The sequence below is a fragment of the Paenisporosarcina sp. genome (assembly GCF_049671445.1).
Classification (GTDB): Bacteria; Bacillota; Bacilli; order Bacillales_A; family Planococcaceae; genus Paenisporosarcina.
On record NZ_JBATUX010000040.1, the window covers coordinates 1 to 6,129 of the forward strand.

Genomic DNA, 6,129 nt, shown 5'->3' on the forward strand with positions numbered 1-6,129 from the left:
GCTGGTCTACAATCGCCTAAATATTTGCCGAATCTTACACCACTTGTCCATCAATTGGAAGTGGCGCAAACGGTCATTGAAAGAATGAATGGCAAAGCGATTCTGGCAGATGAAGTAGGACTTGGAAAAACCATTGAAGCGGGTTTGATTTTGAAAGAATATCTAATCAGAGGCTTGGTGAAAAAAGCGTTAATTTTAGTTCCAGCTTCTTTAGTAAATCAATGGATTGAAGAACTAAATCAAAAATTTTATATTCCAGCTATGCAATATAAAAAAAATTACGATTTAAACACATGTAATATCGTTGTCATGAGTATGGATATGGCAAAAAGAAGTCCACATAAAGAAAACATCTATGATCAAGATTATGATTTGATTATCATTGACGAAGCACATAAATTAAAAAACCATAAAACGAAAAACTACGAGTTTGTTCAAAATTTAAAGAAGAAATTTTGTTTGTTGTTAACTGCCACACCGATTCAAAACGATGTATTTGAACTATTTTATCTCATTTCATTACTAAAACCCGGACACCTTGGAAGTTACGAAACGTTTCAAGCTGCGTTTTCCGCAAGTAAACATAATGTAGAACACGAGGCGTATTTAAGAGAACTAGTGAATCAAGTAATGGTACGAAACAGAAGACAAGACACTGGTATTGAATGGACAAAACGTCGTGTTCAAACAATCCCAATTCATTTCACTCCACAAGAACAAGAAGTCTACGACATGATTCTGGAGCTTAAACATATATCGCCTGTTTTTTCGGGTGCCTTCTCCATGATTACTCTTCAAAAGGAAATGTGCAGCAGCAAAGAAGCTACCTATTTGACCTTGAATAAAATGCGGCAAAAGTGTACCGAATCTCAAGAGATAGAGTATGTTGAAGAAATTATTCAAAAGTTGATGGTACTTGAAGTAAACGCGAAAGCAGAAAAGGCTTATGAAATCATAGCTGAGGCAAATGATAAGGTAATTATCTTTACTGAATATCGAGCCAGTCAAGCTTATTTGCAGTGGTATTTATATACGAAAGGGATCACAAGTGTTCTCTTTAACGGGAAATTCAAGAAAAACAAGCGAGATTGGATGAAGCAATTATTTAAAGATCAGGCACAGGTTCTCATTGCGACAGAATCCGGAGGCGAAGGAATTAATCTTCAATTTTGTCACCATGTCATCAACTATGATTTACCGTGGAACCCGATGAAGTTAGAACAACGAATTGGACGTGTCCATCGGTTAGGACAAGAACATGACGTTCATATATACAATCTAGCTATTCACAATACCATCGAAGAAGATATATTAGACCTGCTCTACGTGAAACTCGATGTCTTTGAAAAAGTGGTCGGTGACTTAGACGATATTTTATCATCATTTAAAAAATCCATTTGAGATAAAAACGGCAGGTTCATTCTAGGGAGGATGTACAGTGTATCCACAACAAATTCATGGGTATTTAGAAAAATTTTTCAGAGAAAATAATTGCGATATTGTAAGAGGTAATGACCATTACCTGACCGTTCAATTAACGATTGATATGGATAAAAAAATTATGAATCGGCCATTTTATTGGAAATACTTAGAAAATACAGATGGCGTTCCAAACCCAGCACAATTAACGTTCATCACTGATCAAAATCGACTAGAAGACGATATTAAAGGTGAAGTTGTTCACTTTGGTTCTCCACGGCTCAATCAATTGTTTCAAACAACCAAAGAGCTCGGTTCTTACGTGCAAATGTATGAGAAGGTGTCGGATAATCCGAAAATAAAAACGATGTTAACTCCTTGGTTGGGTGTAAATTACAAAGTATCGTATTACAGCGATCAAACGAAAGAAATGTTTTATTCGTTAGGCATTAATTTAATTACAGGTAATATGATTGATTGTTTTCAGGAATGGATAAGTGGAGTGGACTTGCATTCAACCATGTCAGACGATGCGTTTAGTATTACCTATATCATAAAGCCTCTTCGTGCCCTCGAACGATTGGATGCGGCGATTGAAAACATCATCCAACAAGACGATCACACCTGGGCCAACGAAGCCAAAATGAGATGGAAAAAGGATAGAGAAGTTTTAGAATACTTCTATGAAGGAGTAGAAAATAAACCAGACTGTTTCGAGATGGAAAAACAAGCAATGGACCAACAATACGAAGCCAGGATAAAAATTGAAATCATTAATGGTGGGTTGTTTTATTTGAAATAACATCGCGACAACAAGCGACGTACCTATTTCCGAATCATATATTGACTTGTCTTATCACCTCTGATAAATTGATTTCTAATAACAAAAATCTGTGACGAGAAAGAGTACGACAAGATGCCTGTTCTTAAGAAAGACGATGAATAGATCTTATCTGAAAATCATCTCCGAGATTCAAAGCTAAAACGAGTAAGCTTTGACAGCTTTCCAGCGTACGATGGACCATAAGAGAACGTTGACGGAGCGCCATAGGTTTCTTTTAAAGATTTGTGATTATGGGTGGTAAAGCGAGTACGAACTCGTCCCTTTATTAAGAGGGGCGAGTTTTTTCATACAAGAAATGTGGAGGAAAGTATATGTTTATGAAAAATGTAATCATCGTCATAGGTTCACTCATTGTTGCATTTGCGTTTAATTTCTTTTTAGTTCCATATGGTATTTTAAGCAGTGGAATTAGTGGAATCGCTATTTTAGTTGGCTTAGTCACGCCATTTAATACTGGGTTATTGAATCTACTATTTAACTTACCTTTGGTTGTTTTGGGTTACTTCAAACTTGGAAAAACCATCACGATCAATACAATGATTTGTGTGGTTTCACTCTCGGTCTTCTTATACTTGTTGCCAGTAGTTCAAGTGACCGACAATATCCTGCTTTCAACTGTTTTTGGTGGGGCATTAGGCGGTATTGGTGTCGGTCTTATTTTGAAATTCGCTGGTACTTCTGGCGGTTTGGATATTATCGCGATTATGATTTCACGCATCAGTAATGTCAGTATCGGCTTGCTTTTAACGGCTATGAACGGGGTAATTGTTTTGATTTCTGGCGCTGTTTTCAACTGGGATATCGCGTTATACACACTTTTATCCATTTATTTGACCGGTAAAATGATTGATACGATCTTCACGAATCACGTCAAGTTGACGATGCAAATTGTCACTACAAAAGGCGACTTAATAAGCGAAGATTTACTGCATTCCATCTATCGAGGGATTACGATTACTGAAGGTTTTGGCGGCTACACACAAGAAAAGAAACAAATTATCATGATGGTTGTGACACGTTACGAAACTCTGCAAATCAAAAAAATCGTTCGAAAGCATGATGAACATGCATTTATTAATATATTTGAGACTGTTGAAGTTGACGGTAATTTTGCTCATAACTAAGACGAAATTGCACTCATTAATTCTGAATACTAGTAATCATAATGACATCCAAGAGCGGCCGAAATGAAATTTTCGGTCGCTTGTTCTTCGTGGGAAGGCGGTTAAAAAGTCACTCCTCCTCCTACTAAATAATTAAGTTTTCGATTAAAAATGAGATTTGTAAGGGTTAATTTAACAGGAAATTAACAACAAAGAATCATGTTAAATATTTTTCCCTACAGGTAAGATTAACTTGTTTGAAAAAACAAATATTTGTTAAAAAGGGAGAAATGATGAAAAAAATCGGTAGAATAATTGCATCTTTAAGTTTAATGGTAGCTGTAGTAACACCGACAATGTCACCAGTACAGAGCGCTCAAGCTGCGTCAAACGGTGAAATTGTTATTAATGAAATCGCATGGATGGGAACCACGGTTGATTATAATGATGAATGGATTGAACTCTACAATAATACAAGTACTTCCCAGTCTTTATCTGGTTGGACATTGACGAGTACTGATGGATCTCCTTCCATTGCTTTGAGTGGAACTATCCCTGCAAACGGCTACTTTATACTTGAAAGAACGGATGATGCAACGGTTTCTGGAGTTTCTGCTAACCAGATTTATAGTGGTGCCATGGGCAATACAGGTGAAACATTTGAATTGAAAAATTCTAGCGGCATTGTTGTAGATCAAGTTAACGCTTGGCATGCTGGTGACAACACGTCAAAAGCGACCATGGAGCGAATTGATCCTTTAGCCATTGGAACAGATGCAGCTAATTGGCAAACATCGACTGATACATACGTTGAAGGCATGGGAACTCCTGGCAAAGTAAATTCTCAAGAAGCTCAAAATGGAGCTTGCGCTGATACAACCGAACATCTGAACCAAGTTTCTGATGCTGCTGATGCAATTAATATTTACTTTAATAAATGTGCGCTTGATCAATATGCTTCAACTAATAATGAAGCCAATTACAATGTGAATCTTGAAAACCGATTGATTGAACGAATAAACGGAGCGCAAACGAGTATTGATTTTGCAACCTATGAAATCAATCTTCCGAAAATCGTTGATGCCCTTATTTTGAAAGCGTCTGAAGGCGTTGACGTTCGAGTAATTGCAGATTCAAAAGATGCAACAGACCCGAGCTATATTGAACGATTTGAATTAATGAGACTTTACATAGAAAAAATGGTTCGTGGAAAAGACATGGTCATCGGAACAGCTGATGATGTAACGGTCCTCTCAGAATCACCTATGCTGGCCGTTGAAGATTCAACAAAACGCGGAAGCCATGGACTACCTTCGTCACCAAACGATTTTCCTCAAAAGACCATTACGGTAGGAAGTACTGAAATGACAGGATTCTTATTTGTAGAAGGGGAACAAAAGACTGACGGTAGCTATTACTCACCATCAACTCAAATGCATAATAAATTCGCTATTATCGATAACAAATGGGTATTTACGGGAAGCTGGAATTTCACTGTTACAGGTCTTTACGGATCAGATGAAAATATGGTTAATGGTGTTCTTGATGGCAACCAACAACATGTCGTCGAAGTAAACTCTCCCGATATGGCTCAAATTTATGAGACAGAGTTCAATGAAATGTGGGGAACTAATACATTGACTCCCGACCTTCAGATTTCTAACTTTAGCTCACGTAAAATTGATAATACTGCTCATCAAGTGACAGTCGGTGGTAAAAACATCGAAGTGTATTTCTCACCAGGTGATAATGCAGTTGCCAGAATGGTAGATCTTATTAAAACAGAAGCGGATTATAAAACTTATTTCACCATATTTGCTTGGAGTAGTCAGGAACTTGTTGATGAATTGAAAAACAAGTGGGAAGGGTCTTATGAAGACCAACAAGGAACTCTAACTGGATTCGATGTAAAAGGTGTCTTTGACAGCAGTTTTTGGACGCAATGGTGGTCGGCAAGTATTGAAATGACCGGCCAAACCGTTACTGGAAGTGTCAACAATCCAAATACACGTTGGGCAAATGCAGCACCTGTTTATAAAGACGCTGAATCTCGCAAGTTGCATAGTAAAACAATGATTGTTGATGCTGATACAGATAGCGACCCAACTGTCATCGTAGGTTCTACCAATTGGAGCACAAACGGGGAAGACATCAATGATGAGAATTTACTTATCATTCATGATCAAGCGATTACGAATCAATTCTTACAGGAATTCAATGCACGATATTCACAGGCAGGCGGAACAATTACTCAGTAATATTGAAATAGCTCGTGATGAATCAGAGAGTCAATTATTGAAAGATTAATTGAAACACAGTAAAGTCTGAGAAAATAGTCTAGATAGAAATAGGTGAGCGGGGTAAATCCTCGCTCACCTTTTTTCAATTATTGAGAGCAACATGGTTGATTATGAATGATGTCTCTTTTAGAGCTGAATGTATTCTTAACCCATCCTAGAATGCTAAATTTTCTATTGTTCTTCTTTAGGTGGCGGGAATACGATCTTTCTTTGATATAGAAATCCATTTCCATCTTTTTAGCTTCCATTACGCTTTGCATTTCATAAAAATTAAACATAAAATCAATCCTTTCGTCATTTTGAATATTATTTGTAAAATACAAGTATGAAATTCGTGTCTTACTCCCCATTCTTTTGAAGTGAGTAATTATTAAATGTGAATATTTCAAAATATGTTTGTTTTTAATTTCACTTGTTACTTTATTTATATGATAACCATTTGCAAAATGCAACTAAAATATAC

At 36.8% G+C, this 6,129-nt stretch carries 4 protein-coding genes; all 4 read left to right on the top strand.

Going from position 1 to position 6,129, the window contains the following annotated elements:
* Window positions 1–1,401: DEAD/DEAH box helicase (locus tag WBG45_RS06120; protein ID WP_424412941.1), on the top strand; the 1,401-nt coding region annotated here is incomplete at its 5' end.
* A gap of 37 nt (window positions 1,402–1,438) precedes the next feature.
* Window positions 1,439–2,221 (top strand): YqhG family protein, encoded by a 783-nt coding sequence (locus tag WBG45_RS06125; RefSeq protein WP_424412942.1) that lies wholly within the window; start codon window positions 1,439–1,441, stop codon window positions 2,219–2,221.
* A 359-nt stretch (window positions 2,222–2,580) separates the two neighbouring features.
* Window positions 2,581–3,387: a YitT family protein gene (locus WBG45_RS06130; RefSeq protein WP_424412945.1), complete on the top strand. Its 807-nt coding sequence runs from the start codon at window positions 2,581–2,583 to the stop codon at window positions 3,385–3,387.
* Between the two features lie 272 nt (window positions 3,388–3,659).
* The gene (locus WBG45_RS06135; protein WP_424412944.1) at window positions 3,660–5,624 is read left to right on the top strand and encodes a phospholipase D-like domain-containing protein; all 1,965 of its coding nucleotides are present in this window, start codon (window positions 3,660–3,662) and stop codon (window positions 5,622–5,624) included.
* The last annotated feature ends 505 nt before the right edge of the window (window positions 5,625–6,129 follow it).